Genomic DNA, 25434 nt, shown 5'->3' on the forward strand with positions numbered 1-25434 from the left:
GAAAACCAAATCAACCAACCAACAACCAAACCATTAAAAAGCGTATGCAAAAGCTAACCAAAGCCTTGCTGGTCGCTGCGTTATTGCCGGTCATGGCGATTGCGCAGGACAGTACCCAATTTATCAAAGGCACCTGGAATGAACTCACCAGCAGGGCCAGAAAAGAGCAAAAACCAATTTTTATCGACACGTATTTTGAAGGATGCCATGCCTGTAAAGACATGGAGGTGAAAGTGTTTCCACGGCCGGAAGTAAAAAAGTACATGGAAGAAAACTTCATCTGTACCGGTTACGATGTGTTCAAGGAACAATTTGGGATGGACCTGTGCCGCAAGTATTATATGCGTGGGTTTCCCACCTACCTGGTGATTTCCGGCGATGGCCGGCTGCTGGACCGCAGTTCCGGTTACCAGGAGCCCGATAAATTTATGGCTTTCCTGAAAGGCACCGTTGCCAGCCATAAGGCCGGCAAAACATTGTCCGGTTTCGGTAACAGCCTGGCGTCCAAAGACCCGGACTTCTACAAGGCCATGTGGGACAAGGGTTACCAGGGAGGTGACAAAGATCAGATCTTCGGGTATCTGGCTAAACAGAAAGACAAAACGGGAGAATCGACGTTCAAAGTCATGCAGATGGCCGCGACGTTGCCGGACGACTACCGGGTGTTTTATCTCGGGAACCGGCAGGCTTACCTGGACCGCTTCGGCCGGGAGCTGAACGGTAATATCATGGAGAAGTTGCTGCGGCAGGATATCGCTGCGCTGCCGGCCACGCTGGACAAAGCCGCTTTTGAGGCTTTCCTGCAAAAGCAGCAGGCGGTGTACCGTCCGGAGGACTGGGCGGATGCACAGATGTATTATGCAGAAAACTATCTTTTCAAAAAGTGTAAGGATACCCGTGCTTTTCTCGAGTTTGCTGCCGCCCATCCGGACGGGAACGAAAACAGGGTGCGGTATATGCAGTTTTACCTGGGTGCGGAACTGGCGAAGGACGCTGCTTTGAAGGCGCAGTACCTGAAATGGGCGTCTGCGGTGGTTACCGCCGATGCCAGCCTGGAGAACCTGATGGGGCTGGTGCGTATGAGCAAAGGGGTGGACCCGGCGGCGACCAAAAAGTTCCTGGGTTGGGTGATAGCCAGGAAAAAAGCCTGGGGCGACGATACCACCAGGGAAGAGGCGGAACTGAAGGGTTTAAGTATTTAAGTATTTAAGTATTTTATTATTTAATTATTTATCTATTTGAGCATAAAAAAGCGGAGATCAACATCGTGATCTCCGCTTTTTTTAAATATCTGCCTCAAATGATTAGTTCAGTGCTTTGTTTACCAGGTCAGCAGCTTCGCTGAGGAGGGTCGCAGACTGTACTTTCAGGCCGCTGGCTTCGATCAGTTCTTTTGCTTCTTTGGCGTTGGTGCCCTGTAAGCGCACAATGATCGGAACGTTGATGTTGCCGATGGATTTGTAAGCGTCGATAACACCCTGTGCAACCCTGTCGCAACGAACGATACCGCCGAAGATATTGATCAGGATGGCTTTTACTTTCGGATCTTTCAGGATGATACGGAAGCCTGCTTCTACCGTTTGTGCGTTGGCAGTACCTCCTACGTCCAGGAAGTTGGCCGGATCACCGCCGCTCAGTTTGATCATGTCCATGGTAGCCATGGCCAGACCGGCGCCGTTAACCATACAGCCTACGTTACCGTCCAGTTTTACGAAGTTGAGGTTGTATTTACCTGCTTCTACTTCGGTCGGATCTTCTTCGGTGATGTCGCGGAGCGCTTCCAGGTCGGGATGACGCATCAGGGCGTTGTCGTCCAGGTTTACTTTGGCGTCAACGGCGATGATTTTCTCGTCGCTGGTTTTGAATAACGGGTTGATTTCCAGCATGCTGCAGTCCAGTCCTACGTAAGCGTTGTACAGGCTGGTCACAAATTTCACCATGTTTTTGAACGCTTCGCCGCTCAGACCGAAGTTGAAAGCGATGTTACGGGCCTGGAATGGCTGCAGGGGCATGTTTGGTTTTACCCACTCTTTGTATATTTTCTCGGGAGTACTGTGAGCTACTTCTTCGATATCCATACCGCCTTCGGTGGAATACATGATCACATTCTGGCCTTTGGCGCGGTCCAGCAGGATAGACAGGTAAAATTCCTTTACCGGGTTAGGGCCCGGGTAGTATACGTCCTGTGCTACCAGCACTTTGTTTACCAGTTTGCCTGCTTCTCCGGTCTGGATAGTTACCAGTGTGCCACCCAGGATGTTACCTGCAATGGTTTTCACATCTTCCGCATTTTTTCCAACTGCTACGCCTCTCTGCTCAGTTCCACGGATTTTACCTTTACCGCGTCCACCAGCGTGAATTTGCGCTTTAACCACTGCAAACTCGTTACCGTATTGCACCTTCAGTTGCTTGTAAGCTTCGGCAGCTGCTTCCGGTGTTTCTACCGGAATACCTTCCTGAACCGGTACATTATATTTTTTCAACAGTTCTTTAGCCTGGTACTCGTGTAAGTTCATCGCAATAAAATTTGCCGCTAAAATAGGTCATTATGATTTAAATATAAAACTGCAGTCATTTGTGAATTAAAAAATAACTTTGCGCGGGTTTGATTTTTAAATCCGACTTTTAATTAATTACATAAAAAGATGAGTGAATTAACGGACCAGATCAAAGCAGCTGGTGATTATATCCGGAAGCACTGGCAGGAAGCGCCTGTGGCGGGGGTGATATTGGGAAGCGGGCTGGGTAACCTGACCAAAGAAATAGAACAAAGCATCGAAATATCTTATCGTGATATTCCCCATTTCCCGGAATCCACTGTGGAAGGGCATTCGGGCAAACTGATCCTGGGATATATGCAGGGCAAGCCCATTGTGGCCATGGCCGGCAGATTCCACTATTATGAAGGTTTTTCCATGAAACAGGTTACTTTCCCGGTGCGAGTAATGAAAGAACTGGGCATTCATACCCTGTTCATTTCCAACGCCGCCGGGGGGATGAACCACCAGTTTAAGGTGGGTGATCTGATGGTGATCAGGGACCATATCAACCTGCAGCCGGAGCATCCGTTGCGTGGCCGCAATGAAAATACGCTGGGCCCCCGTTTCCCGGATATGAGCGAACCTTATTCCAAAGCGCTGATCCAGGCAGCCCATGAAATTGCCGCTGCCAACGATATTTCACTGCATACAGGCGTATATGTGGGCGTACAGGGCCCTACCTTTGAAACAAGGGCGGAATACAAATACATGCACATCATCGGCGGCGACGCAGTAGGGATGAGCACTGTACCCGAAGTGATCGTGGCGGCACATGCCGGGCTGAAAGTCTTTGCCATGAGCGTTATTACCGATATTGGCATCCGTGAGGAAGAAAATGTGATCACCCATGAGGAGGTACTGGAAGCAGCCAATGCGGCAGAACCCAAGCTAACGCTTATCTTTAGTGAATTAATCCGGCAACTATAAACGTTTTTGTCATTTTCGGATGAGGCATCTTCTTATTTTCATAGCCCTGCTGTTGGCAGGTAGTCATTCCTTAATGGCACAGTTCAATACCGGACGTTTTGGAGGTATGGGCGGCGGCGGCGGTTCCAGCAAAATGCAGCGCGATACCATGCATCACCAGGAAGAGCCGGACACACTTACCCTGACTTACCGCTACCTCGGCGAGCCGACAGATTTTACCATCGACTCCTCTGTGGCTGATTTCAATATCGACTTCCTGAAAGTGCCGGCCAACTACATGACGCTGGGCAACAGTGGTTCGGCGGCCCGCAATATTATCTTTACGCCGTTGATGAAACCGGGCTTCGACGCCGGCTTTCATGCGTACGATATCTATGGCAACACCCACGCCAACGCCCGGTTTTATAACACCAACCGGCCCTATTCCGAACTGAACTACCTCGTAGGCAGTAAACAGGAGCAGGTGATCGGGGTGACGCACACCCAAAACCGCACTGACCGTTTTAACTTTGCCTTCGATTACCGCAAAGTGAACGCACCCGGCTTTTACCGCTCACAAACCACCAACCACGATACCTACCGGCTTACCGCCCGTTACCAGAGTAAAAATAAAAGAGCCAATACCTATTTCAGCTTTTATTATAATAAGCTCCAGGGTGGCGAAAACGGGGGGATTAAAAGCGATACTTTCCTGGCTAACGACCGGTATAAAAACCGCCAGAGCATTGATGTAAACCTCGGTAACCAGGAAGTGGGCCAGTATGCTTTCTTCGGTACCAAAATCCCCGTGAAATCGCAGTACCAGCAAACAGGACTGCTGGTCCAGCAACAGTACGACTGGGGCCGCGGCGATACCCTCCATATCAACGACTCAACGGACTACTACCGCTACCGGCCCATCTTCCGGGTGCAGTATACGTTCAACTACCAGAACGATAACTATCAGTTCATCGACAATAACCAGGATACTTCCTTCTATTCGCGGCATTACGGGTTCGATTTCATCCCCCGGGATACCATTCACGCGCAGCACAAGTGGAAAACAATATCCAACGACCTGTCGCTGATACAGTTCCCCGTACTGGGCAACCTGGGGCACTTTATCAATCTGGGCGCCCGGTTTGAGACGATTAGCGGTACTTTCCTCGATGCAGACATCAACTTCACCAACCTGGCGCTGCATGGAGAATACCGTAACAAAACCCGTAACAAACTATGGGATTTCTCTGCCCGCGGCGAGTTCTATGTAGTGGGCCAGAATATCGGGGATTATGGTATCTACGGCAGCCTGCGCCGGCATATCAACGATTTGCTGGGCGATGTTAAACTCTCCGTCAGCAACGTTAACCGGGAGCCTTCCTACGTTTATAAGTTTTTCAACAGTAACCGCAATACCTGGTACAACAGCACGCTGTCCAAAGAAAATACCACCCAGTTGCAGTTTGCCGCGGAAAACAGAAAGTTGCAGTATAACCTGGCGGTAAACTACTTCCTGTTTACCAACTACACTTATCTTTCAGACTATTACCACAGCGCCCAGGCTACCAACCTGTTTAACCTGTTGCAGGTAGTATTCAGTAAGAAATTCAACATCCGTCCGTTCTCCTGGTATGCGGAAGTAGCTTTCCAGCAACGCCATGGCGAAGGACCGCTGAATGTGCCCACCATCTGGACACGCCACCGCTTCTCCTTTGAAAAACTACTGTACCGGAACCTGAACCTGATGACAGGACTGGAGTTTCGCTACAATACCTCTTATAATGCCGACGACTATTCTCCGTTGCTCGGACAGTTCGTTTACCAGAACACTACCAGCGTTAAATACAACGCACCGGATATTTCCGCTTTTGCCCATTTCCGTATCAAGTCTTTCTCCGCATTTGTGCGCGCAGAAAACCTGAACGTGTTCTTTGCTGAAAACAATCACTCCGCCCCGCTGTATCCCTACAATAACTTCGCCTTCAGGCTGGGACTGCGCTGGTGGTTTATTAACTGATAAGGCTGCACCTTGTATCTGCGCAGATACAAGGTGCAGATAAACGCCGGATTTACTATTGTTCAACCCAGATCCTATATTTTATGAAACGTTTTATCCTTGCCGTATGCCTGTTACAGGCGGTGTTTACAACAGCCACACATGCTCAGGCGCCAATTGAACACAACATCCTGCAAATTTATGGTAATGAAGAAGGGGCTGCCTGGCTGAATGGTGGCGATTCGTGGCAGACCATCACGAAGGGGAGCTATCTTACCATAGAGCAATTACTTAGCGGCTCATTAAATCCCGGATATGTAAGGCAGTATTATATATTGATTGCGCGGTCTGATAATATGACCTGCGGTGAAATCCAGTTCAGGTTTTGGTTTTCATGGAAAAACAAGGCCGGACATCAGTTCAAAGTGTCGAAGTGGAATGGAAAAATGCATGAAGGCGGGTATGCATTGGTACAAATTCCGGGAACTGCGGCACAGGCCCTGGCGGCCGGGATCGCCAATACTGATCCATATGGCGGATATTGGCGTATAGACGCCCGCGTATCGGGCTGTGATGCCGTACCATCTGCTGTTGCAAAGATTTCCGGTATATACCTCAGAGCGATTGACTACTACCAGGGAAAAGATGCTGATGTGGTCCTGAATACAGATGGAGATGCGGCTATTCCCACTAAATACGTTATGGGAGGTACCACAGGAGCCGTTGTCGTAAAAGACGGTAAAGTAGGCATCGGTACTTTTAATCCCAGGGCTTCGCTGTCTGTCAACGGAGAAGTCTATGCAAAAAGAGTCAAAGTCACCCAAAATGCTGCCGATTGGCCGGATTACGTATTTCATCCGGATTACAAACTCCCTTCACTGGACAGTACCGCTGCTTTCATTTCCAGCAACCGTCATCTGCCGGGCATACCTTCTGCACAACAGATAGGAGAGAACGGGCTGGACCTTGCCGAGATGAACCGGCTGCTGCTGCAAAAAGTGGAGGAACTGACGTTGCACATGATCCGGTCGCAGGAGGAGAACAAAGCGTTGAAAGCGAGGGTGGAGCAACTGGAAAAAGGGCTGACATCTCCCGAAAAACAAAAAAACGGCAAACGCTAACCGAATGTTAAAATAACCGGCGCATCCTGAAAATGACAGTGGTCACTATAAAAAACAATTTATTGTAGTATTTTTGCACTGACATGAAACGTTTTTTTGCCATATTTTTTGCTTTCCTCTACACGCTGTTAACCAGCGGGTTTACGGTAAACGTGCATTATTGCATGGGCAAGCTGGCATCCGTAAAGCTGCAGAACGTCTCTGATAAAGACCAGTGCAAGAAGTGCGGCCGCCCGGTAAAAAGTATGGACTGCTGCAAAAACGAGGCAAAATTCTGTAAGGTGACCACCTCTCACCAGGCGGCCAAAGCCCTGCAGCAGGATGTGCCGGTGTCTACCGACCTGCAGCTGCCGGTAAAAATCCTTCAAACACCATCTCTGTCCGCCTTACAGCTGCATCATAATAGCTATCCGCATGATCCCCCTGATATAGGCGCTACTACACCTGTTTTCCTGCGCAACTGCGTTTTCCTGATCTGATAAACAGCTCCCCTGTTACTGTTTTCCGCGTAGCGGAAAGCTATAGGTATTGCTGTATTTTTTTAATTTATAATCTTCAGATCATGAAAATATTATCCGTTATTTTAGTAGCATTAGGACTCTCCTTTGGCGCTCAGGCGCAATATAAAAAAGCCAGTCTCCAGGCTTCCGGCCTCACCTGCGCCATGTGTTCACGGGCTACCCTGGAATCGCTCCAGACCCTGCCATTTGTAGACAAAATAGACACCGACCTCAACAATACCACTTTCATTCTGCATTTTAAACAGGATGCGGCGGTTAGTATCGACGCCATCAAACAGAAAGTGGAAGATGCCGGTTTTTCCGTTGGAAAACTGGTGGTGACCGCCAGCTTCAGCGACGTGAAGGTACAAAATGACGCCCACGTGCCTTTTGCCGGCAGCACCCTGCATTTTATGCATGTGAAAGACCAGGTGCTGAACGGAGACAAAGACATTACGGTGATCGATAAAGATTTTGTTTCTGCCAAACAGTTCAAAAAATATTCAACTGAAACCACTATGCCCTGTTATAAGACAGGGGTGATGGCCGACTGCTGCACACCGCACGACGCCAAGGCTTCCAAAAGGATTTATCACGTCACTATTTAATCCTTCGGTTTCAGTATATGCGCAAATTTTTGATCATGGCTGCGGCGTGCTTCGCCTTCAGCCAGGTAACAACAGCACAGGAATTATATGTCAACACAGAGCCTGCCAGTAATATGGCGGCCAATTCACTCGGTATCCGACTGACCAACAAGTTCTTTAAAATGGAGCATGACGGGACCACAGGCATGCGGTTTGAGCCGGAAATCATGTGGGGCATCAATAAAAAACTGATGGTACATGCCATCGGTTATGCGGCCAACATGATGCAGTCTTCTATCCGAATGGAGGGCGGCAGCATCTACGCCAAATACCGTTTCCTGTCGCTGGACCAGCAGCATGCCCACTTCAGAATGGCTGCCTACGTGAAAGGCTCGGTGATCGACAATCCTTATCTGCCGGCAACGCCCGCTACCAAAAAGCCGTATGCCAATACGGACCTGGACCTGGAAGGCGCTACTTCCGGCGTGAGCGGCGGCGTTATCGCCACACAGCTGCTGCATAAACTGGCGTTGTCAACTACGTTGGGGTATTCCCGTTATATGAACAATATAAAGGACAATATCCCGGAGGGATTCCCGAAAAATTCCGTAAATTATAGCCTGTCCGCAGGATATTTGTTGCTTCCGGTGAGATATAAGAACTTTAACCAGACCAACCTGAACCTGTATGTGGAACTGTTAGGCAAAACCAATGCAGACGCAGCAGGAAAGGGATCGTATCTGGATATTGCACCGGCAGTACAATTTATTTTCAACAGTACTACCCGGTTGGACCTTTCTTATCGTACCCAGCTCACCGGAGACATGGCGCGTAATTCGCTCAATTCGTTTTTGGTACGTATAGAACATAATATTTTTAATATTAAAAAATAGCACCTGCGTGAAAACAGATCTGTTCATAAAAAATATGGTTTGTCCGCGCTGTATAAAGGTGGTCAAATCAGTGCTGGAAGCCATACCGTTTACCGTTACCGACATTCAGCTGGGCAAAGCCACAGTGGATGGAAAGGTGACTGAACAACAATTGCAGGCAGTTTCAGTTGCTTTGCAGGCGGAAGGTTTTCTGCTGATAGACGATAAAAAGCAACAACTGGTGGCTGCCATCAAAAATATCGTTGTAGAAACCGTCCACTATTCAGAGCTGGATGACATGAGAGAAAATTTCTCTTCCCTGCTGGCCGGCAAGCTGCAAAAGGACTATCACTACCTGAGCAGCCTTTTTTCCGAAATGGAAGGAGTGACCATCGAGCAGTATATCATTCAGCAAAAAATTGAACGGGTGAAAGAACTGCTGGACTACAACGAGTTGAGTTTAAGTGAAATCAGTTATAAGATGGGGTACAGCAGCGTGGCGCATCTGTCGGCGCAGTTCAAAAAAGTGACCGGCCTGACGCCCAGCCAGTTCAAACAACTGAAAACACCCAAGCGTATTCCCCTTGATAAACTATAGTTGTTAGAAGTTAGTTGTTTTAGTTTTAGTTGAAAAGAGAGGCTGCTGCACACCGCAGCCTCTTCTTTAAAAAAATCACGGGAGATGAAAAAAGTATTATTGTCTGTGTTGAAATTCATACAGTCACTGTTCACCAAAAAAGAGTGTTGCCGTTAACGGTATACCTGGTGCCGACCGGAATGTCCCGGAGCTGACGCTCCGGGATTTTTATTTTTGGCATGGAAATTATATATCTTTACCCATCGATTTTTTCAGATGAAGTACAAGATTCTTATTTTTAGTTTGTTATGCGGCTCCGGAATGTGTTTGTTGTTAGCTTGTGGACATGGAAAGAAGCACGCAACCCCCAAAAAGAAACAGATTGTCGCCAACATCCGGCAGCTGGATGAAGTGGTAAAAGAGAGTATCACCGAACGGTTGTCAGCCATTCAGGACAATGATGGTTTGATGGAAGACAGTCTTCCCGCCTTCCGGCCCGAGGCCTTACAGGAGTTTTACAAGGAAAAGGAAAATGCCAGCCGCTGGTCGAAAGACGGTGTGCCGAATGCTGCCGCCGCCACTATGATAGATGCTATCAAACAGGCGGAAGATGTAGGCCTGCTGCCGGCGCATTACCACGAACCTGCGCTGAACACCGCCTGGGAACAACTCAGCAACGACCCTGCCGCCAAAAAAGACGCCGCCATGTGGGCGCGGATGGATGTTATGCTGACCGACGCTTTTATGCGAATGGCATCTGACCTGCGTTTCGGAGCAGCACCACGTGACAGCGTTACGCTGAAAGCCGATTCCCTGTTCACCAACGCCCAACTGACGGCCAAGCTTCACCAGGCGCTGGAACAGGGCGAAGTGACCACCCTGCTGCATGACCTGGAACCTACGCATCCCGGCTATGTAGCGCTGAAAGAGGGCATCCGCACCTTCAGGGAAAAGTACGCCGGTTACCACTGGGACACCTTACCGCTCAATTATACGGATACACCTGCTTTCCGCCTGCTGGTCGTTGACCGCCTGGTGCAGAGCGGCCACCTGGACACCACCGGTAAAGAAATAGACAGCGCTTTGATAAAGACCGGCGTAAAAGCATTTCAGAAAGAATTTAATATCTATCCGGATGGTGTGCCCGGCAGAAGGACCGTGACGGCCCTCAATCGCTCGGCACATGACTGGTTGATGCAGGCTGCCGTAAACCTCGACCGCTGGCGCAAACTCCCGGATACGCTGCCCAGGCAGTATATTATGGTTAACCTGCCCGGCTATACGCTGCAGGTGGTGGATAGCGGAGAGGTAAAACTGGAATCGCGCGTGATCGTGGGCACACCGCGCACCCGTACGCCCATCCTTAACTCTTACATGACCAACTTCATGTTATTCCCCTACTGGCGTGTGCCCTACAGCATTGTGTTTAAAGAGATGCTGCCGGCTATTAAGAAAGACGTGGGTTACCTGGCCGCCAAAAACCTGGAAGTGATCGATGCTTCCGGCAACGCCGTAGATCCGTATACGATAGACTGGAGCAAGTTGTCGAAAGGGCATTTTCCTTATGTACTGCGACAGATGGACGGGCTGGACAACTCGCTGGGTATTATGAAGTTCAATTTCCGCAACAAATACAGCGTATACCTGCATGATACCAACAACCGCGGGCTGTTCAAAAACTCGATGCGCGCCATGAGCCATGGCTGTGTACGGGTGCAGCAGTGGGACAGCCTGGCGCAGTACCTCGTATCTTCACCGGACACGGCGAACCACAGAGGCGACAGTATCCGTGCCTGGATTGACAGGGAAGAGAAGCGGCAGGTAGACCTTACCCGCCGTGTCCCGATCTACCTCCGTTATTTCACGGCAGAAGGAAAAGAAGGTACGTTGGTGTTTTACGATGATATCTACGCAGAAGATAAAGTAGTACGCAAACAAATGGGACTGTAGAGATTTGGAGATTTTTTGATGTACAAATTTTTTGATTTTGTTTGATAACATAAGCGGATAAAAGAAAGGACCGAAGCGATCAAATGCTTCGGTCCTTTCTTTTATTTATTGATGATCTACAAAATCAGAAAATTTGTACATCAAAAAATTCCAAAATGCTGATTAAGCCAGTTTGGTTTTCAGGGCTTTGTCCAGCTCTTCCAGGAATTCTTCTGTGTAGAGGTAGTGTTTGCCGTGTTCCACTTTGTTGCCGTGGATACAAACTGCGAGATCTTTGGTCATTTTACCGCTTTCCACTGTTTCGATACAAACCTGTTCCAGTGCCTGACAGAAGTTGATCAGTTCCTGGTTGCTGTCCAGTTTGCCACGGAATTCCAGACCGCGGGTCCATGCGAAGATGGAAGCGATAGGGTTGGTGGAGGTAGGTTTACCGGCCTGGTGGTCGCGGTAGTGGCGGGTAACGGTGCCGTGAGCTGCTTCTGCTTCCATGGTTTTGCCATCCGGCGTAACGAGGGTGGAAGTCATGAGGCCGAGGGAGCCGAAGCCTTGTGCTACGGTGTCGGACTGAACGTCGCCATCGTAGTTCTTACAAGCCCATACGAAGTTACCGTTCCATTTCAGGGCAGAAGCCACCATGTCATCGATGAGGCGGTGCTCGTAGGTGAGGCCTGCAGCATCGAAAGCAGTTTTAAATTCCTGCTGGTAGATTTCTTCGAAAATATCTTTGAAACGACCATCATATTTTTTCAGGATGGTGTTTTTGGTGCTCAGGTACAGCGGCCATTTTTTCATCAGGGCCTGGTTGAAACAAGCGCGTGCGAAGCCTTTGATAGACTCGTCGGTGTTGTACATGGCCAATGCAACGCCGTCGCCTTTGAAGTTGTACACTTCGTGTTCGATCACTTCACCGTTTTCACCTTCAAATTTGATGGTGAGTTTGCCTTTGCCTTTGGTCACAAAGTCGGTAGCGCGGTATTGGTCTCCGAAAGCGTGACGGCCGATGCAGATAGGAGCAGTCCAGTTAGGCACGAGGCGTGGCACGTTTTTCATCACGATGGGTTCACGGAACACAGTACCATCCAGGATGTTACGGATAGTGCCGTTCGGTGATTTCCACATTTGTTTCAGGTTAAATTCTTTTACGCGGGCTTCATCAGGGGTGATGGTGGCGCATTTAATACCTACGCCTGTTTCGCGGATAGCGTTAGCAGCATCAATCGTAACCTGGTCGTTGGTAGCATCGCGGTGTTCCATGCCCAGGTCAAAGTATTTGATTTCTACGTCCAGATATGGAAGTATCAGTTTATCCTTAATGAATTTCCAGATGATCCGTGTCATCTCGTCTCCATCCAGTTCTACCACCGGATTAGCTACTTTAATTTTTGACATTACGGTTTTTTTTAAAAAATTAGATTAAAAGCAACAAAAACGAACAACTATTCAAGCAAGTCCCTAAAAGGGATAATCACGAAAAATACAAATAGCTGGGAAAATTACAAAACATTTTCACACGTAAGGTTCTCGCAAAGACATAAAGTACCGCAAAGGCGCTAAGTTTTTTAATAAGATAAGATAAAATAAGAAAGCAAAGGAATTTGATCCCCTTTATTGCTATCCTGTATGACGATTTCATTGTATTGCATTAAAATATAATACAATGATAATACAACATATGCAATAAGGGGGATCTTCGCTCCTTTGCTTTCTTACTTTATCTTATTAAAAAACTTAGCGCCTTTGCGGTACTTTGTGTCTCTGCGAGCACTAATGTTGCATTTGTTTGATCACTTCGTCCGCGAACTCGCTGGTTTTTACCAGGGTGGCGTCGTCCATCAGGTTGTAGAAGTCGATGGTAACGCGTTTGCGGGCGATAGCAGTGCTCAGGCCATGCACGATAATGTTGGCGGCTTCTTTCCAGCCCATGTATTCGAGCATCATTACCCCGCTGAGGATAACGGAAGAAGGGTTCATGGTGTTGGTGTTGGCGAAACGCGGGGCGGTGCCATGGGTTGCTTCGAACACGGCGTGCCCGGTGAGGTAGTTGATATTGGCGCCCGGTGCGATACCGATGCCACCTACTGCCGCAGCCAGTGCGTCGGAGATATAGTCGCCGTTCAGGTTCAGCGTAGCTACCACAGAGTAGTCCTGCGGAGCCAGTAGTATCTGTTGCAGGAAGTTGTCGGCGATCACGTCTTTGATCAGCAGTTTACCTTCTGCGAGCGCTACTTTCAGTGCCTTATTGGCTGCTTCTTCGTTCTGTTCTTTTTTGGTTTGTTCCCACTGTTCCCAGGTATATACCTGATCACCAAATTCTCTTACCGCCAGTGCGTAGCCCCAGTTTTTGAAGCCGCCTTCGGTGAATTTCATGATGTTGCCTTTGTGCACGAGGGTAACGGAAGGGCGTTTGTGCTCCAGCGCATACAGGATGGCGGCGCGCACCAGTCTTTCAGTTCCTTCGATAGACACCGGTTTGATGCCAAGGGAAGAGGTTTGCGGGAAGCGGATTTTTTTCACGCCCATTTCGTTCTGCAGGAAGTTGAGCAGTTTTTCGCATTCAGGCGTGCCCGTCATATATTCGATGCCGGCATAGATATCTTCTGTGTTTTCGCGGAAGATCACCATGTCTACTTTCTCAGGGTGTTTTACCGGAGAAGGTACTTTGTTGAACCAGCGTACCGGCCTTACACAGGCGTAGAGGTCCAGTTCCTGGCGCATGGCCACGTTCAGGGAACGCATACCGCCACCCACAGGGGTAGACAGGGGGCCTTTAATAGACACGAGGTAATTTTTCAACGCATCCAGCGTTGCAGCAGGCAACCATTCGCCGGTTTCCTGGAAGGCTTTTTCGCCTGCCAATACTTCTTTCCATTCAATTTTCCGCTCACTACCATAGGCTTTTTCCACAGCTGCGTCGAATACACGGACGCTGGCTCTCCAGATATCCGGACCGATTCCGTCGCCTATAATAAATGGTATGATTGGGTGGTTAGGGACCTGTAACAGGCCATTGTTCATCGATATTTTTTCTGCCGGCATAAAACGGTTTCTTTATGCGTTACGTAATTGTTGTAATCGGGTGCAAAGGTACAGCATTCCGGGTTAAGGCCGGTCAACTTTCTGCTTAAATCTGTGTGAAAAAGAGGGCGTATATAACTTTTTGCTTATGTTAGGATTAATGCTATTTTGCTGTTCGTTTTTTTATCACCACAAAACCGCAGATTCCCTTATGGTCCCATATTCTTTCCTGGCGCTGGGTGACAGCTATACGATCGGTGAAAGCGTCGCGGAAACGGAGCGTTTCCCGGTGCAGGCAGTGCAGCTGTTGCGGGCTAAAAGCATCATGATGACCGATCCCCGGATAGTGGCTGTTACCGGATGGACGACCGACGAGCTGGAAAACGGTATCCGGGAAGCCCGTATTACCGGTACTTTCGACCTGGTAACCCTGCTGATCGGGGTGAATAACCAGTACCGCGGCCGCAGCCTGGACGAATACCGGCAGCAATTTACCGGGCTGCTGCGGCGGGCCATTGATTTTGCCGGTCAGCGGCGGGGGCATGTAGTGGTGCTGTCTATCCCTGACTGGGGCGTCACACCTTTTGCGGCTGACCGGGACCGGGCCGCCATTGCCCGGGAAATAGACGCTTTTAATGCGGTCAATAAAGCCGTGGCGGCAGCGGAGGGCGTGCACTGGCTGGACATTACGCACTATACCCGCGAAGCGGCGCAGGATACCACGCTGGTGGCGGCCGACGGCCTGCATCCTTCCGGAAAGGACTATGCCCGCTGGGCTGTGGACCTGGCCGCGCTGTCTGCGGAGATACTGCGTTGAGCAAAAAATATCCTATATTCATATCAAACCAGAAAACCTACACTATGGAAAGCCATATCGTTAAAGTATTATCCGTTACCCCCGTCACACATAATGTAAGACGTTATAAAGTGGAAAAACCCGAAGGATATGCGTTTGTCCCCGGTCAGGCCACCGAAGTAGCAGTGAACAAGCCCGGATGGGAAGACGAACGCCGCCCTTTTACCTTTACCGGTCTCAATGAATGGGACCACCTCGAATTCACTATCAAAAGTTACCCGGACCATCACAGCGTGACTGACCTGCTGGGTCATATCCAGCCAGGCGACAGCCTGATCCTGCACGATGTCTGGGGAGCCATCCAATACAAAGGAGAAGGCGTCTTTATCGCCGGAGGCGCCGGCGTCACCCCTTTTATCGCCATTTTCCGCGACCTGCAACGCAAGGGACAACTGGGGAATAACAAGCTGATCTTCTCTAACCGCACCTACGCGGACATTATTCTTAAAGATGAATTTGAAGAGATGTTGGGTAACAACTTCATTAATACCATCACAAGGGAAGAAGTACCCGGTTATGAGCATCATATAGTAGATGAAGCCTATTTGAAAAGGAAAATTTCCGATTTCAACCAGCATTTCTATATCTGTGGCCCCGATCTGATGGTCCAGCAACTCAAAGAGGTACTGGAAAAACTCTCCGGCAAGGCCGACCTGGTGACCGTAGAGATCTGATTTCCCGGTTCCGAGGGTTTCCCGAGGCCCGTTATAAGGCTATGTTGTGCCGGAAACGCTCTTTCACCGGAGAAAAGCTATGATACAGCTATCTTTTGCGGGCCCAGCCAACGCCCGGAACACTTTCACCGGAGGAAATGCTACAGTATCGCTGCCGGCCAAAGCGCCGGGGGTATTTTCACCGGTCTTTTCCTGCTTTTTACCGGTAAAACCGCATTTTTAGCCTAATGGCGCTTTTACAGCCGCTCCGGCCGTCCTACTTTTGTATTGTTAAAACATTCCAGCAATGAAAAAAGCAAGACAATGATTAAAGATGATTTTGTCGCCAGAAGAAGAAGAGGACGCGGTATCGGCGGTATTATTCTTATCCTCATAGGTACCGCACTGCTGCTGCAGCGGCTTGATCTGGACATCCCCAACTGGGTGTTCTCCTGGCAAATGATTCTGATCGTAATCGGCCTGGCACTGGGCTTTAAACATAATTTCAGAGGCGGCCCCTGGTTTGCGATGATCACCGTAGGCGGCATTTTCCTGGCAGGCGAAATCCTGCACTGGCCCTACAATACCGCCAAGTTCATCTGGCCGGTCGTATTGATCGCCATCGGTATTACCGCCCTGTTTAAAAGACAAAACGAAAGTTATTTCTCAGACGCAAGATATTTCGCGAAAGACCGTACCAGCAGCGATATTTCAGCCGACGACGATACCATCAACATCTCCTCCTGTTTCAGTGGCCTGGAAAAGGTGGTGACCTCCAAAAACTTCAAAGGCGGTTATGTCTCCAATGTATTTGGCGGTACAGACCTCAACCTGATGCAGGCAGACATCAACGGTACCGTAACGCTGGAAGTGACCGCGATCTTCGGTGGCTGTGAAATAGTAGTACCGGCCAACTGGACGGTGAAAGTAGACATCTCTACCATCATGGGCGGCGTGGAGGAAAAACGCCCCGCTGCACTGCTGGGAAGTATTGATAAAGACAAAGTATTGCTGCTGAAAGGCTCCTGTATTTTCGGTGGAGTGGAGATCAAAAGCTTCGCTTAAGGAACCCGCGGAAACCATATCAGCGCATTATCTTACCAACTTTTTAAATCTTATTGTATGTATTGGTTTGTTGCTAAAGTAGTTTATCAGATCATTTGCGGTAATGGCAGTCATACACCGCAATTCGATGAACAGTTGAGACTGATCAGCGCCATCTCCAAAAAAGAAGCCTGGCAGAAAGCAAGGGAAATCGGAATGCAGGAACAATACGCATTCAAGAACCAGCAACAGGAGCTGGTACAATGGAAATTCATCAATGTACCTGAAGTATATACCCTTGATCAACTGACAGACGGAATGGAACTGTATTCCCGTATAGAAGAACCGGGAGACCCTAACTCCTATATTGCCTGGCTGCAGATGAAATCTGCCCAGCTGCAGGGACAACAGTATATTGAAGTGAACGTTTAAAACGGACAATAAAAGCGCACATTTGGCAAAAGAATTATATAAAGGAAACTCCCGGTGGAGTTTCCTTACCTCTTTCCTGATCTGGCTGGTGCTGTATGCTGCCCTGCTGTATTACTGGTTTAATCTTACCGCATGGCAGGCCATCTCAGACAGCTCAGTGCATGTGATCCTGCTGGGGGGCGCCGGATTCCTGATCAGCCGCAACCTGTCATACTACCGCCCGGGAGCCGGGATCAACAAGTTCCTGTATGTAACCGTGGTCAGTTCCGTGATGGCCGCCCTCTGGGTATTCTTCACCCACTGGCTACTGGAAACCACCTTCGACAGCGACCCGGTATATCTGCATTGGCTGAACAGCGCCATCCCCATTCATTTTATCGTGGGATGCATGATCATCGCCGGCATTGGCTACCGCAGCCAGCTGTGGTACGACGAAGAAGAAGAACAGGGCGAAAGGGAAAGGAGAGAGGCCAACGAAGCCATTATCCGGGAGGCAGAGTTGTACAAACTGCGGCAACAGCTACAGCCGCACTTCCTGTTCAACAGCCTCAACTCTATCAACGCGCTCATTATGCTGCGTCCCGAGCAGGCCCGCGAAATGGTGCTCAAACTCTCAGACTTCCTCCGGGGCTCCCTGAAACGGGAAGACGATCACTGGATCTCCCTGAAAGAAGAACTCCAGTATCTCCAGTTGTACCTGGATATTGAAAAAGTGAGATTCGGTCATCGTTTAACCACCAGCGTTAGTTACGACGAAGCGGCCGAAGCCATGTATATGCCCCCCATGCTGTTGCAACCGGTAGTGGAAAACGCCATCAAATTCGGGCTGTATGATACGGTAGGAGATATCACCATTACCATCAGGGCTTTCGTGGAAGAAGGGATGCTGATGCTGGAAGTGAAAAACCCGTTTGACAACGAACTGCAGCAGCCCAACAAAGGCACCGGTTTCGGACTCACTTCCATCAGGCGCAGGCTGTATCTGTTGTTTGCAAGGCAGGACCTCATGGAAACGGGCGCACAGGAAAATATTTATACCACGCTGATTAAAGTACCACAAACACATGATAAAAGCAGTAATAATTGATGATGAACCTCTGGCACGTGAAGTGGTAAAGGAGTTCCTGTCAGGTTACCCGCAGGTGCAGCTGATGCAGGAATGCAACGATGGTTTTGAAGGACTGAAAGCCATTCAGCAACATCAGCCGGATATCATCTTCCTCGATATCCAGATGCCGAAGATCACCGGCTTTGAAATGCTGGAGCTGGTGGAAAATATGCCGGCCGTTATATTCACCACCGCTTTTGAAGAACATGCCCTCCGCGCTTTCGAAGTACACGCGGTGGATTACCTGCTGAAACCTTTCTCCCGCGATCGTTTTGACAAAGCCTTCCAGAAATGGATGGAACAACATAACAGCAATGCCGCCGCTACGGCTGCGTTACTGGAAACAGCCGCTGCTACGCCATTACAGAACAACCGGGTGGTGATCAAGATCAACGGCAAAATCAAAATTATCCCGGTACAGGATATCCATTACCTGGAAGCGGCAGATGATTACGTGAAGATTGTGACGCAGGAAGGCAGCTTCCTGAAGAACAAAACCATGTCGTTTTTTGAACAGACATTGGACCCGCAGCAGTTCACGCGCGTACACCGCTCGTTTATACTCAACGTTAACCAGGTGACCCGCATCGACCCTTATGAGAAGGAGAACCACCTGGCTATCCTGCGCAGCGGGGCCAGGGTGCTGGTGAGCAAAACCGGTTATCCCCGTCTGAAAGCAGCGCTGGGCTTATAAGGCAGCAAAACGCCGTTCCAGTTTTTCTTTCAGTAATATTTTCTGCGCCTGTGTGCCCCGGGCAATAAGCCGGCCGCCACAATGCGCTTCGTAACTACAGATGATTTCATTTCCCTGCAAAGTGGTGATGGTAGCGGTAAAATGTACCTCGCTGCCTTGCAGGGCCGGTGAAAGATGCTCTACGGTAAGCATCGTACCGATACCCTCCTCTTCGTCCGTTTTCATTTCCAGCACAAACAACCGGCAGCACCATTCGGCGTCGCGGCCCAGTGCAAAGGTGGCGTACACCGGATGCACCTGGCCACTGTCGAAAGACGCACAGTCCTCTGCCCGCACATGACGGGTAAAATGTTTCACATCGCCGGGCCGGAAGATGGATCGCATATTTCATTTTATTGGTCTGACCTAAGTTAAGGTATTAATCGTTCCGGAAACATGCTGACGCCTGTGTCTGTCAATGACGGAAAAATGTATTTAGTTGAATGTGCAACTAATTTTGTACCTTTGTCATATTAAAACAGTTGCATGGACCAGTCACCACGGATCAGCTTATTAATCTCCCAGGCGCTCGGACTCTACCGGCAGCGTATCAATGCATTGCTGGCGCAGCACCACATCGATCTCACGTCTGAAATGGTAACGGTCCTGCGAATACTGTGGCGCCAGGAAGGACGAAAACAACAGGAGATAGCCGACCTGTTGCATAAAGACAAAGCCAGCATCACCAAAGTTATCCACAATATGGAAAAACGTGGTCTGGTGTTACGAGTGGCGGATGAAAGCGATGCGCGCAACAAAAAAATTATGCTCACTACGGAAGGATTATCACTCCGGGAGAAGGTGCTGCCGGTACTGGACCCGTTCCTGGACGGGGTAACCGCAGGTTTCGATGAAAAAGAACTGGCGGCGGCCCGGGCAGTGCTGTCTGCTATCATCCACCAGCTGCAATAAAAAATTTATTCGAATAGTTGCATGTTCAACGATATATAAACGATATTCCATGGCTTATGCGTTATCACCATACCGGTTTTTCGTACCGCGGACAGTAAAAGGCCCTGCCATCATCGTACTGATCATCCTGCAGTCCTTTGTGCTGGGCATCACCAGCACCACGGCTTCGCGGCTGGCGGCATTTTATGGCATAGCACCGGAAACGGTCACCTGGTTTTCGCAGGCCGGCGCTATCGGTATGGTAGCCATCATACCGGTCTACTACCGCCTGCGGATGTATTTCCGGAAATCGGACCTGCTGCAGCTGGCGCTGGTATTGCAGGTAGTGTTATCGCTGTTATGTTTCACGGTCAACTATGCGCCGCTGTTGCTGATCGGCAATTTTTTTATCGGTATGCTGAAACTCGCCTGCCTGCTGGATTTTATCTCGCTGTTAACGAACGAATATCCCATCATGCGCCACCGGGCGCTGTTTTATGGTATCTATTATACCATTGCGCGTTTCGGGGGAGAACTGGCTAATATCCTGGTGAATCCTGTGCTGGAAGCGGATGACTGGCGGGATATCTACCTGATTTCCGCAGCAGCGGCAGGTGTCTGTATGCTGTTGTGTGTATGTTTGTTCCACCGCCAGCGGATGCAGCGGCGCGTGCCTTTGTACCAGGTGGACTGGCTCAGTATGTTGTTGTTTGTGGCCGCCGCTTTCCTTTTTGCCTATATGCTTACTTATGGAAAAACGCTCGATTGGTTTGAAGATGATACCATCGTGTATGCCCTGGCCGGCTGTGTGATCGGTACTTCGTTGTTTATATACCGGCAGTTCCAGGTGAAGCGGCCATTCTGGAACCTGCGGGTATTCCGGCTTTACCGGCAGGTGCCGCTGGGTATCGCTTTCATGGTGGTATTGTATGTGTTTTACAGTACCAATATGTTGTTTAACTATTATGCCGGTTATAATTTCCGGGGAGAAGAAAATTATCTTTCGCAGGTGGCTGTTATTACACTGTGCGCCTACCTGGTAAGCTTTCCGTTGACCGGCTGGCTGCTCTATAAAGGGGCGCAGCGCCGCGCGATGCTGAGTTTGGGTTTTCTCTTCTACGGCGGTTCGTTGTATCTTTTTTGTAACAATATACAAACAGCTGCCACCGTGGATGCGCTGGTTGTTCCGTTTTTGTTGCAGGGCATGGCTTACGGCCTGGTGCTTACAACGCTTTCCACGTTTACCGCTACCAATGTGCCCCGGCATATGAACGGGGACAGGGTGATGGGCAGCCTGTCTTTCCGTTACATCATCGGTTCCTTTGCAGGGTATTCGCTGTACAGCAACTGGCTGTTCAGGGGAACGGCTACTCATGCCGCCGCATTGTCTGAGCATCTTACAGCTGACAATCCGTTGTACGGTAGGGAGCTGGGCAATTTCAGGGCCTTGTACCAGTCCCACGGTATGGACCTGCAGCACGCCACGCTGGCGGCGCAGGCCATGATCCGGCAGAAGCTGCAGTTACAGGCTATGCTGGCGTCCCTGCGTGGCGTTGCAATGTATGTGGCTATCCTGGCGGTGATAGCAGCTGTACTGGTATTGCTGGTACGCCGGTTTGAAATGCACGAAATCGCTGCCCGGAACAAGTATAAAATCGTGTAATCGTTACCGTTATTGCACCACCAGTACGGGTATTTTTACAAAGTGGCGTACCTGGTTGGCGGTTTCCCCGTAAATCCAGTCCTTGATGCCTTTGTGGCCGTGCCCGCCGAGTACGAGGAAATCTGCTTTCTCATGGTTGACGATGCGGGCTATTTCTTTGGCGCGGTGGCGGAAGCCCAGCATACCCCTGGCTTTGATGCCGCGGCTGTTCAGCAGCGCGAGGTAGGTGTCCAGCTGTTCCTGGTCCTTGCGGGTTTCGAAGTCATCCGAATCTTTACCGAAGTATTTGGCTGAAGCGCTTTCCACGATGTGTATCAACAGGTATTCCGTATGCTCGTTGCCGTGAGCGATGGCGTTGGAGATGATCTGTTCGTCTTTTTTGCTGAATTCCAGGGCCATGGCAATACGTTTGTATTCCGGTGTTTCCAGTTCCCCGAGGGATACCTGCGGGGTATGAATGCCACCGGATGTTTCCTGGCGGTAGCGGCTTACCAGCGGGTATACCACCGTGATGATCAGCAGCACCACAAAGCCTAGGGAGGCCAGGATGATGATGCCGTCCACGAAGATGTTGCCGTTGCCGGAAATATAGCCCGTCGCTTCTGTGTACACCATGCGCATATTCAAATATACCAACAAAGCGGTGATGGCCCAGCTGAGCACTTTGGTAGTGGGTTTGATGACAAATTTGCCCATGGTATGTTTATCGCTCACGAAGTGGATCAGCGGAATGATGGCGAAGCCCAGCTGCATGCTCAGCAGCACCTGGCTAAAGACCAGCAGGGCGCCTACTTCGTTTTCACCGGCGATGAGGATCACGAGGAAGGCCGGCACGATGGCCAGCAGGCGGGTCAGCAGCCGCCGCAGCCATGGGTTGATACGCAGGTGCAGATAACCTTCCATGATGATCTGTCCTGCCAGGGTGCCGGTCACCGTGCTGCTCTGTCCGGCCGCTATCAGCGCCACCGCGAAGAGGATAGGGGCGAGCTTGCTGCTGAGCAGCTGCTCCAGCAGCTTATGCGCATCCTGTATTTCTGCCACGTCTGTGCGGCCTGTTTTAAAGAACACGGCAGCAGCCAGGATAAGGATAGCGGCATTGACGAGGAAGGCGAGGTTGAGCGCAATGGTGCTGTCTATAAAATTAAGTTTCAGCGCCTGTTTGATACCGGCGTCGTCCCGTTTGATTTTACGGGTCTGTACCAGCGCGGAATGGAGGTAGAGGTTGTGCGGCATCACTGTTGCGCCGATAATGCCGATAGCGATGTACAGTGCAGTATTATCGGGGATGGAAGGGATAAAACCCTGCGCCACTTCCCGCATATCGGGCTTGGCCATGACCAGCTGTACGAGAAAGGATATGCCTACGATGGCAACGAGCGCCACAATAAAAGCTTCCATTTTGCGGATACCGTACCGTTGCAGTATCAGCAGCAGGAAAGTGTCGAGCACGGTGAGGCTTACGCCCCATATGAGCGGCAGGCCTGTCAGCAGTTGCAGCCCGATGGCCATGCCCAGTACTTCGGCAAGGTCGGTGGCGGCGATGGCTACTTCCGCCAGCAGGTACAGGATAAAGTTAACGCTGCGCGGATAAGTCTCCCTGTTGGCCTGCGCCAGATCGCGGCCCCGCACAATGCCCAGCCGGGCGCTGAGGCTCTGCAGCAGCAGGGCCATCAGATTACTCATCAGCAGTACCCATATCAGCTTGTAGCCGTACTGGCTGCCGCCGGCAAGGTCGGTGGCCCAGTTGCCCGGGTCCATGTATCCTACGGAAACGAGGTAAGCCGGCCCGAAAAAGGCGAACAATTTCCTCCATTTCGATTTGTTGCTTGTATCAATACTTTGATGTACCTCACTCAGGGACGTTGCATGATTGTAGTCCATAATCTTAAACAGGTCTTACCATGATATTTTTAGCTACCTGCTCACTGATGGTGAGCGCAGGCTGGTGTTTCATTTTGATTTCGATGGAATTGTCGTATTCGTAATGGGCGACGATCTCCAGCTGGGTACCGAGGCGGATACCTTTGGCGTTGAGAAAAGCCAGCAGGGCGACCGACTGGTCCGTGACGGCCGTTACCACCAGCCTTTTGGCGTTGGCCTGGTCCAGCGATGTTTGCGGACGTGGTTTGGCCATCCTGCCGTGGGCGTCGGGGATAGGGTCTCCATGCGGGTCTACGGTTGGATTGCCGAGGTATTCGCTCAGGCGGTCGGTCAGCTTCTCACTGCGCACATGCTCCAGTTCTTCAGCCAGCTCATGCACTTCCTCCCAGCTGAAAGCCAGCTTGTCTACCAGAAAACATTCCCATAACCGATGGCGGCGTACGATCTGCAACGCTGTTTTACGGCCTTCCGCAGTGAGGGTGATGCCTTTATATTTTTCATAATCTATCAGTTGTTTCTCTTTCAGTTTCTTGGCCATATCCGTTACAGAAGCCGGTTTGGTATCCAGTTCATACGCCAGTCCGTTGGTGGTAACGGCTGTATCCCCTTCCTGGAGCTTGTAAATGGCTTTCACGTAGTTCTCTTCCGCAATAGATAAGTTCATATCGTCTAAAATATTATTTAGACAAATCTAAATAATTTTGTTGAACTTTTCCCTATCCGGTATGTTTTTTGATTTTAGCTGCGCACATATAAAAATTATATCTAACTTTTCGCCCTGAATCAACTTTGCATGAAGCGTTACCTGTTATTATTATTGACAATTGGTGCACTGGCAGCCTGTAAATCCAACAAGAAACCTGGCAAAGGCGCTAATGAGCCAATGACATTTGAAGACTTCCAGGAACTGTTTACGCCCGGAACGTTGCCATATAAACTGAATGCAGATTCCCTGCAGCTGAAAATGGCCGACTCGCTTGCAGTGGGTGCTGCTGATGTGAGCCGCTTTTTGACCGACACCCTCACCCAGGGGGATTACAGTAAAACGGAGAAAGTAAAACTGTTCCCGCTGACCCGCATCCAGGGAAACGTGACCAACTACATGGTCATCAAAGCGGTAGGCCGCACACAAACAACCGGTTACCTTTGCATACTCGACAAAAAAGGAAAATACCTGAACCGTTTGCGTATAGCCAACACCGGTAGTGCCGACGGTGCCGTTGTTTTCACTTCCATCGACAGTAAAAATGTGATCAAAATCAGCTCGGAGAAAAAACTGAGCGGTAGCAACACCGCCCTGAGAGAAGATTTCTATGCCGTAGGGAAAGACGGTACGGCGCAGTTGATCATGACCAACTCCAATGGTCCCACTACGCCCGGACAAATTTTCAACCCAATCGATACACTGCCCCGCAAGCATAAATTCTCCGGAGATTACACTGCCGGCGACATGAACCTAATTTCCATCCGTGACGGTGAAGATGCTAAAACTTTTCAGTTTTTCATCACCTTCTCCAAGAATAACGGCAGCTGCAAAGGTGAACTGAGTGGCAGAGGACATTATATCGCAGGTAACAGAGGAGAGTATAAAGACAAGGAATCTTCCTGTGGCATCGCCTTCCAGTTCTCCGCCGGCAGAGTCACTATCCGGGAGGTCGGCGGTTGTGGCGCTTACCGTGGTATTAAATGTTTTTTCGAAGGGAATTTTGTGAAAAAAGCGGAGAAGGGTCCTCGCAAAGGCGCTAAGCAGCAAAGCACGCAAAGATAATAACAAGCCGGCAAAGAAAGCAAAGGAGCGGAGATCAATTCGATTTGATCTCCGCTCCTTTGCTTTCCTGGTTTTCTTAATTTATTTCTTTGCTGCTTAGCGTCTTTGCGTGAACCCCCGCGTGCTTGCGCACCGGGATTGTCTTTACGCAGGGTGGCGTATTCTTCTTTACCCAAAGCGGCGAACTGGTATTGTCCGTTGATGTGCAGCGAAGGTAAGTATTAAAACAAAAAAGCCACTCAGTAGAACTACTGAATGGCTTTGTGTGGGAGCTACTGGATTCGAACCAGTGACCCTCTGCTTGTAAGGCAGATGCTCTGAACCAGCTGAGCTAAGCTCCC

General features: G+C 49.8%; 24 protein-coding genes and 1 tRNA gene. 18 read left to right on the plus strand and 7 right to left on the minus strand.

Annotated features, from left to right (window positions below):
* The first annotated feature begins 44 nt into the window (after window positions 1–44).
* Window positions 45–1202, plus strand: a complete 1158-nt coding sequence (locus B5D63_RS26320) for a thioredoxin family protein (protein ID WP_078671857.1) — start codon at window positions 45–47, stop codon at window positions 1200–1202.
* A gap of 102 nt (window positions 1203–1304) precedes the next feature.
* On the opposite strand, the gene sucC is transcribed toward B5D63_RS26320, so the two are convergent.
* Entirely contained in the window at window positions 1305–2516 is a 1212-nt protein-coding gene (gene sucC, locus B5D63_RS26325; protein WP_078671858.1) for an ADP-forming succinate--CoA ligase subunit beta, read from the minus strand.
* A gap of 129 nt (window positions 2517–2645) precedes the next feature.
* Here sucC and B5D63_RS26330 point away from each other — a divergent pair, with 129 nt between their 5' ends.
* The 8 genes from B5D63_RS26330 (at window position 2646) to B5D63_RS26365 (ending at window position 11049) form a co-directional block, all read left to right on the plus strand.
* A complete protein-coding gene (locus B5D63_RS26330; protein ID WP_078671859.1) occupies window positions 2646–3467 on the plus strand; it encodes a purine-nucleoside phosphorylase in 822 nt (273 codons plus the stop codon).
* A gap of 73 nt (window positions 3468–3540) precedes the next feature.
* The gene (locus B5D63_RS26335) at window positions 3541–5463 is read left to right on the plus strand and encodes a putative porin (protein ID WP_159456176.1); all 1923 of its coding nucleotides are present in this window, start codon (window positions 3541–3543) and stop codon (window positions 5461–5463) included.
* Between the two features lie 83 nt (window positions 5464–5546).
* Window positions 5547–6563: a hypothetical protein gene (locus tag B5D63_RS26340; protein ID WP_078671861.1), complete on the plus strand. Its 1017-nt coding sequence runs from the start codon at window positions 5547–5549 to the stop codon at window positions 6561–6563.
* A gap of 83 nt (window positions 6564–6646) precedes the next feature.
* Window positions 6647–7042 carry an HYC_CC_PP family protein gene (locus tag B5D63_RS26345; RefSeq protein ID WP_078671862.1) on the plus strand — a complete coding sequence of 132 codons (396 nt, stop codon included), beginning with the start codon at window positions 6647–6649 and terminating at the stop codon, window positions 7040–7042.
* Window positions 7043–7125: 83 nt separating this feature from the next.
* Entirely contained in the window at window positions 7126–7671 is a 546-nt protein-coding gene (locus B5D63_RS26350) for a heavy-metal-associated domain-containing protein (RefSeq protein WP_078671863.1), read from the plus strand.
* 17 nt (window positions 7672–7688) lie between these two features.
* A complete protein-coding gene (locus B5D63_RS26355) occupies window positions 7689–8543 on the plus strand; it encodes a hypothetical protein (protein ID WP_143313111.1) in 855 nt (284 codons plus the stop codon).
* A 7-nt stretch (window positions 8544–8550) separates the two neighbouring features.
* A complete protein-coding gene (locus tag B5D63_RS26360; protein ID WP_235021631.1) occupies window positions 8551–9120 on the plus strand; it encodes a helix-turn-helix domain-containing protein in 570 nt (189 codons plus the stop codon).
* A gap of 300 nt (window positions 9121–9420) precedes the next feature.
* A complete protein-coding gene (locus tag B5D63_RS26365) occupies window positions 9421–11049 on the plus strand; it encodes a L,D-transpeptidase family protein (RefSeq protein WP_159456177.1) in 1629 nt (542 codons plus the stop codon).
* A 162-nt stretch (window positions 11050–11211) separates the two neighbouring features.
* On the opposite strand, the gene B5D63_RS26370 is transcribed toward B5D63_RS26365, so the two are convergent.
* Together B5D63_RS26370 and icd are read right to left on the minus strand one after the other, a co-directional pair.
* Window positions 11212–12438, minus strand: a complete 1227-nt coding sequence (locus B5D63_RS26370) for an NADP-dependent isocitrate dehydrogenase (RefSeq protein WP_078671866.1) — start codon at window positions 12436–12438, stop codon at window positions 11212–11214.
* Between the two features lie 375 nt (window positions 12439–12813).
* A complete protein-coding gene (gene icd, locus B5D63_RS26375; protein ID WP_078671867.1) occupies window positions 12814–14085 on the minus strand; it encodes an NADP-dependent isocitrate dehydrogenase in 1272 nt (423 codons plus the stop codon).
* A 190-nt stretch (window positions 14086–14275) separates the two neighbouring features.
* Between icd and B5D63_RS26380 the strand changes: the two genes are divergently transcribed.
* The 6 genes from B5D63_RS26380 to B5D63_RS26405 all read left to right on the plus strand — a co-directional run bounded on the left by B5D63_RS26380 (window position 14276) and on the right by B5D63_RS26405 (window position 18851).
* The gene (locus B5D63_RS26380) at window positions 14276–14881 is read left to right on the plus strand and encodes a GDSL-type esterase/lipase family protein (protein WP_078671868.1); all 606 of its coding nucleotides are present in this window, start codon (window positions 14276–14278) and stop codon (window positions 14879–14881) included.
* Between the two features lie 44 nt (window positions 14882–14925).
* Window positions 14926–15594 (plus strand): ferredoxin reductase domain-containing protein, encoded by a 669-nt coding sequence (locus B5D63_RS26385; RefSeq protein WP_078671869.1) that lies wholly within the window; start codon window positions 14926–14928, stop codon window positions 15592–15594.
* Window positions 15595–15897: 303 nt separating this feature from the next.
* Window positions 15898–16638, plus strand: a complete 741-nt coding sequence (locus B5D63_RS26390; protein ID WP_078671870.1) for a LiaF transmembrane domain-containing protein — start codon at window positions 15898–15900, stop codon at window positions 16636–16638.
* Between the two features lie 57 nt (window positions 16639–16695).
* Window positions 16696–17049: a DUF4288 domain-containing protein gene (locus tag B5D63_RS26395; protein WP_078671871.1), complete on the plus strand. Its 354-nt coding sequence runs from the start codon at window positions 16696–16698 to the stop codon at window positions 17047–17049.
* Window positions 17050–17071: 22 nt separating this feature from the next.
* A complete protein-coding gene (locus tag B5D63_RS26400) occupies window positions 17072–18136 on the plus strand; it encodes a sensor histidine kinase (protein ID WP_078671872.1) in 1065 nt (354 codons plus the stop codon).
* A complete protein-coding gene (locus B5D63_RS26405; RefSeq protein ID WP_078671873.1) occupies window positions 18114–18851 on the plus strand; it encodes a LytR/AlgR family response regulator transcription factor in 738 nt (245 codons plus the stop codon). Before B5D63_RS26400 ends, B5D63_RS26405 begins: the two co-directional genes overlap by 23 nt.
* On the opposite strand, the gene B5D63_RS26410 is transcribed toward B5D63_RS26405, so the two are convergent.
* Complete coding sequence (locus B5D63_RS26410; protein ID WP_078671874.1) at window positions 18846–19235, minus strand: thioesterase family protein; 390 nt, start codon at window positions 19233–19235, stop codon at window positions 18846–18848. The two genes, B5D63_RS26405 and B5D63_RS26410, sit on opposite strands and share 6 nt — an antisense overlap.
* Window positions 19236–19376: 141 nt before the next feature.
* On the opposite strand from B5D63_RS26410, the gene B5D63_RS26415 reads away from it, so the two are divergent.
* Complete coding sequence (locus tag B5D63_RS26415) at window positions 19377–19802, plus strand: MarR family winged helix-turn-helix transcriptional regulator (RefSeq protein WP_078671875.1); 426 nt, start codon at window positions 19377–19379, stop codon at window positions 19800–19802.
* Between the two features lie 49 nt (window positions 19803–19851).
* Entirely contained in the window at window positions 19852–21444 is a 1593-nt protein-coding gene (locus tag B5D63_RS26420; protein ID WP_159456178.1) for an MFS transporter, read from the plus strand.
* Window positions 21445–21453: 9 nt separating this feature from the next.
* On the opposite strand, the gene B5D63_RS26425 is transcribed toward B5D63_RS26420, so the two are convergent.
* Together B5D63_RS26425 and B5D63_RS26430 are read right to left on the minus strand one after the other, a co-directional pair.
* Complete coding sequence (locus tag B5D63_RS26425; protein ID WP_078671877.1) at window positions 21454–23325, minus strand: Nramp family divalent metal transporter; 1872 nt, start codon at window positions 23323–23325, stop codon at window positions 21454–21456.
* Window positions 23326–23329: 4 nt separating this feature from the next.
* On the minus strand, window positions 23330–23989 hold the full coding sequence (locus B5D63_RS26430; RefSeq protein WP_078671878.1) for a metal-dependent transcriptional regulator: 660 nt from the start codon (window positions 23987–23989) through the stop codon (window positions 23330–23332).
* A gap of 129 nt (window positions 23990–24118) precedes the next feature.
* On the opposite strand from B5D63_RS26430, the gene B5D63_RS26435 reads away from it, so the two are divergent.
* Window positions 24119–25093 carry a hypothetical protein gene (locus B5D63_RS26435; protein ID WP_078671879.1) on the plus strand — a complete coding sequence of 325 codons (975 nt, stop codon included), beginning with the start codon at window positions 24119–24121 and terminating at the stop codon, window positions 25091–25093.
* 266 nt (window positions 25094–25359) lie between these two features.
* Here B5D63_RS26435 and B5D63_RS26440 read toward each other — a convergent pair.
* A tRNA-Val gene (locus B5D63_RS26440) sits at window positions 25360–25434 on the minus strand.

It is taken from the genome of Chitinophaga eiseniae (genome assembly GCF_900167135.1).
GTDB classification, from domain to species: Bacteria; Bacteroidota; Bacteroidia; order Chitinophagales; family Chitinophagaceae; genus Chitinophaga; species Chitinophaga eiseniae.

Coding starts and splice junctions, on each gene's coding strand:
- B5D63_RS26415 (WP_078671875.1), top strand. CDS start 19,377: ATGGACCAGTCACCACGGATCAGCTTATTAATCTCCCAGGCGCTCGGA.
- B5D63_RS26435 (WP_078671879.1), top strand. CDS start 24,119: ATGAAGCGTTACCTGTTATTATTATTGACAATTGGTGCACTGGCAGCC.
- B5D63_RS26410 (WP_078671874.1), bottom strand. CDS start 19,235: ATGCGATCCATCTTCCGGCCCGGCGATGTGAAACATTTTACCCGTCAT.
- icd (WP_078671867.1), bottom strand. CDS start 14,085: ATGCCGGCAGAAAAAATATCGATGAACAATGGCCTGTTACAGGTCCCT.
- B5D63_RS26385 (WP_078671869.1), top strand. CDS start 14,926: ATGGAAAGCCATATCGTTAAAGTATTATCCGTTACCCCCGTCACACAT.
- sucC (WP_078671858.1), bottom strand. CDS start 2,516: ATGAACTTACACGAGTACCAGGCTAAAGAACTGTTGAAAAAATATAAT.
- B5D63_RS26340 (WP_078671861.1), top strand. CDS start 5,547: ATGAAACGTTTTATCCTTGCCGTATGCCTGTTACAGGCGGTGTTTACA.
- B5D63_RS26320 (WP_078671857.1), top strand. CDS start 45: ATGCAAAAGCTAACCAAAGCCTTGCTGGTCGCTGCGTTATTGCCGGTC.
- B5D63_RS26405 (WP_078671873.1), top strand. CDS start 18,114: ATGATAAAAGCAGTAATAATTGATGATGAACCTCTGGCACGTGAAGTG.
- B5D63_RS26370 (WP_078671866.1), bottom strand. CDS start 12,438: ATGTCAAAAATTAAAGTAGCTAATCCGGTGGTAGAACTGGATGGAGAC.
- B5D63_RS26420 (WP_159456178.1), top strand. CDS start 19,852: ATGGCTTATGCGTTATCACCATACCGGTTTTTCGTACCGCGGACAGTA.
- B5D63_RS26365 (WP_159456177.1), top strand. CDS start 9,421: ATGTGTTTGTTGTTAGCTTGTGGACATGGAAAGAAGCACGCAACCCCC.
- B5D63_RS26355 (WP_143313111.1), top strand. CDS start 7,689: ATGCGCAAATTTTTGATCATGGCTGCGGCGTGCTTCGCCTTCAGCCAG.
- B5D63_RS26395 (WP_078671871.1), top strand. CDS start 16,696: ATGTATTGGTTTGTTGCTAAAGTAGTTTATCAGATCATTTGCGGTAAT.
- B5D63_RS26425 (WP_078671877.1), bottom strand. CDS start 23,325: ATGGACTACAATCATGCAACGTCCCTGAGTGAGGTACATCAAAGTATT.
- B5D63_RS26330 (WP_078671859.1), top strand. CDS start 2,646: ATGAGTGAATTAACGGACCAGATCAAAGCAGCTGGTGATTATATCCGG.
- B5D63_RS26350 (WP_078671863.1), top strand. CDS start 7,126: ATGAAAATATTATCCGTTATTTTAGTAGCATTAGGACTCTCCTTTGGC.
- B5D63_RS26430 (WP_078671878.1), bottom strand. CDS start 23,989: ATGAACTTATCTATTGCGGAAGAGAACTACGTGAAAGCCATTTACAAG.
- B5D63_RS26380 (WP_078671868.1), top strand. CDS start 14,276: ATGGTCCCATATTCTTTCCTGGCGCTGGGTGACAGCTATACGATCGGT.
- B5D63_RS26390 (WP_078671870.1), top strand. CDS start 15,898: ATGATTAAAGATGATTTTGTCGCCAGAAGAAGAAGAGGACGCGGTATC.
- B5D63_RS26335 (WP_159456176.1), top strand. CDS start 3,541: ATGGCACAGTTCAATACCGGACGTTTTGGAGGTATGGGCGGCGGCGGC.
- B5D63_RS26345 (WP_078671862.1), top strand. CDS start 6,647: ATGAAACGTTTTTTTGCCATATTTTTTGCTTTCCTCTACACGCTGTTA.